The 3,389-nt window shown below is 35.9% G+C and carries 3 protein-coding genes; all 3 read left to right on the top strand.

What is annotated here, in order from left to right; all coding sequences use genetic code 11:
• The coding region (locus CI949_RS18805) for a GspE/PulE family protein (protein WP_290769246.1) at positions 1-964 on the top strand (964 nt) is incomplete at its 5' end.
• A gap of 57 nt (positions 965-1,021) precedes the next feature.
• A complete protein-coding gene (locus CI949_RS18810) occupies positions 1,022-2,092 on the top strand; it encodes a type IV pilus twitching motility protein PilT (protein ID WP_089655020.1) in 1,071 nt (356 codons plus the stop codon).
• Positions 2,093-2,116: 24 nt separating this feature from the next.
• Positions 2,117-3,328, top strand: a complete 1,212-nt coding sequence (locus CI949_RS18815; protein ID WP_089655021.1) for a type II secretion system F family protein — start codon at positions 2,117-2,119, stop codon at positions 3,326-3,328.
• Positions 3,329-3,389 lie beyond the last annotated feature (61 nt).

Consider the following 3,389-nt stretch of genomic DNA (forward strand, 5'->3'; position numbering starts at 1 on the left):
AATTATAGCTGACTTGGATATTACTAAAAGAAGAATTCCTCAGGATGGTCGGGTACAGATGACCTTTAAGAGTATGCAGATTGATATGCGGGTTTCTACCTTACCCACTTTACACGGGGAGAAGGTAGTTATAAGAATCTTAAATAGAGATGATAGTTTACTTGATATAGAAAAACTTGGTTTTAGGAAAGACAATCGCGAAAGGTTTAATCGATTGATTAAAAAACCCTATGGAATTTTGCTGGCGACCGGCCCAACTGGTAGTGGTAAATCAACAACTTTATTTGCAGCCTTAAATAAGATAAATTCACCTACTAAAAATATTGTTACCATTGAAGACCCGATTGAATATCAGTTAGAAGGTATAAATCAGGTTCAGGCAAACCCCAAAGCTGGTTTGACCTTTGCTAAAACTTTAAGATCAATTTTAAGACAAGATCCGGATATTGTAATGGTTGGTGAGATTAGAGATGAAGAAACTGCCGAAATTGCAATTAGAGCTGCACTAACTGGACATTTAGTTTTAAGTACTCTGCATACAAATGATGCTCCAAGTGCAATTACCAGACTTTTAGATATGGGAATTCCTGGTTATTTAGTTGCTTCTACAGTTATTGGAGTGGTAGCCCAGCGACTTGTTCGAAGATTATGTCCGGACTGCAGAGAAGAATATATACCCGGAGCAGAAGAAAGAAAATTTTTGAATGATGATGTTGAAATACTCTGGCGTCCTTCAGGTAATGCATGTGATAAATGTACTGATGGTTATAAAGGAAGAATAGCTATTCATGAAATTATAGAGATTAATACAGAAATGGAAAATATGATTGCAGAAGGTGCTACAGAACCTGAAATTGAGCGATATGCTAGAAAAAATGGAATGGCTTCCCTGCTTGCAGATGGAAAAGAAAAATTAAAAACTGGTATAACCAGTTATCAGGAACTGGTAAGTGTTATTCATTAAAATTTTATTTTCATTTATAATAATTTTATAGTGACCAAATTTTAGGAGGGAATGCTAATGAATATAATTGATGTAATGAAAGATATATCGCAGAATCCTGCTATATCTGACCTCCACTTAACCGGTAAACTAAAACCGGTAATCAGGTATAATGGTAAACTGGAGTATTACGAAGATTATCCGGAAGAGTTGGGAATTCAACAGGTTGAAGATATTGCCAAAGGTTTAATGGAGGAAAGGCAGTGGGAAGAATTTTTAGAAAAAGGTGAGGTTGACTTTTCACATAGTGTTCCCGGATACTGCCGCTTTAGAGTTAATGCTTTTAAACAGAGGAGCTCAGTTTCTCTAGCTCTTCGAGTGATTCCAAGTGATATTCCAACAATTGATCAACTTGGTTTACCTCAAATTTTAAAAAAATTGGCTCTGCAGCGCAAAGGACTTGTATTATGTACTGGTCCAACAGGTAGTGGTAAGTCTACAACTTTAGCAGCGATGATTAATGTTGTTAATGAAAACAGATCGGCTCATATTATAACTTTAGAAGATCCGATTGAATATCTGCATTCCCATAATAAATCAATTGTGCATCAGAGAGAGGTTGGCCATGATACTCAAAGTTTTGCTAATGGTTTAAGAGCAGCCTTAAGACAGGATCCAGATGTAATCCTTGTAGGTGAAATGAGAGATTTAGAAACAATTTCGATTGCTTTAGAAGCATCTGAAACAGGGCATTTAGTTTTTGCTACTTTACACACAAATGATGCACCGAGTACTGTAGAGAGAATTATTGATGTTTTTCCTGCTCACCAACAGCAGCAGGTAAGAATTCAGCTTGCTTCATCAATTAGTGGTATTATTTCACAGCAGCTAATTCCACGTGCAGACGGAAATTCCCGTGTAGCAGCTTTAGAAATTTTAATTGCTACATCCGCTGTCAGAAATATTATTAGAGAAGGAAAAACACATCAGCTAGTATCAGCAATGCAGACTGGTGGAAAATATGGAATGATAATGATGAATAACTATCTGGTTGATCTTTATAATCAGGGTTTAATTAATTATGATGAGGCAGTTCGTAGAGCAGATGATTCGGATTATGTAAAGAAAAAAATTAGTGGTAGTATTTAATTTTCCCGGAAGGGAGGCTAAAAGATGGCATTAGAATATGTATATAAGGCAAAGAGTAAAAACGGCGATGTTATTTCAGGAACTATTGAGGCAGAAAACAAGTCTGTTATAGCCCGTCAATTAAGAGATAAAGGTTATTATATTACTGAGATTAGTGAAAAAAGAAAGGTCTTAGATGTTGGCGAATTTTTAAAAATGCATAAAAAAGTCAAGCTTAAAGATCTGGCGGTGTTTTCTCAGCAGTTTGCAGCAATGATTGATGCTGGAATTTCACTGGTTGATTCTTTAAATATCTTAGTTGACCAGACTGAGCATCGTCGTTTGAAAGAAGTTATTTTAAGGATTAGAGATGATGTAGAAACTGGAATTTCTCTTGCTGATGCGATGGCTAAACATCCCAAAGTTTTCCCCCGGCTTTATATTCAACTTGTTAAAGCAGGTGAGTCTGGTGGTGTTCTGGATAGTATTTTAAATAAAATGGCTGCTCATTATGACCGGCAGGATGAACTAAATTCAATGGTCCGTTCAGCACTATATTATCCGGCTGTAATTTTAACAGTAGGTGTTATAGTGGTCATTTTTTTGGTAACTCAGGTTGTACCTCAATTTGTGACAATGTTCAGGGATTTTGGTTCAGAACTTCCACTACCAACCAGGATGCTTTTAGGAATTAGTACTTTTATGACGAGCTACTGGTGGGCTTTACTTTTAGCATTAATTATCGTTCTCTTTATTTTAGCTAGATTAAGAACAACACCTGCTGGAAAGGAAAAGACAGATAGTTGGATTTTAAAAATGCCTGTAATCGGACCGATGATGAGAAAAGTATATATTTCACGTTTTTCAAGTACTTTGGCAATTTTGGTTGAAAGTGGGGTTGACTTACTGACTGCTCTGGCAATTGTAGAAGATGTAGTGGGAAATAAGGTTTATGGTGAGATTTTGACAAAGGCAAGGGTAAGAGTTCGAGAAGGTAGTAATTTATCTGATCCCTTACAGGAAAGTGGAGAGTTTCCAGCTATGGTTGTGCAAATGTTAAGTGTTGGGGAAGAAACTGGATCTATTGGCACAATGCTAAATAAGGTATCTACTTTTTATGACAGACAGGTAGAAGCCAGTGTTGATGGTGCAATTTCTTTAATAGAGCCAATAATGATTGTTCTTTTAGCAGTAATGGTTGGTTTTGTTGCTATTTCAATTGTGACTCCAATGTTTGATATGTTCCAGCAGTTCTAATATTTGTCGAAAAATATTTTTTTAAAAACTATTGTAAATATGTAAAAAAGTAGTATAATTA

Source organism: Halanaerobium sp., from assembly GCF_003070835.1.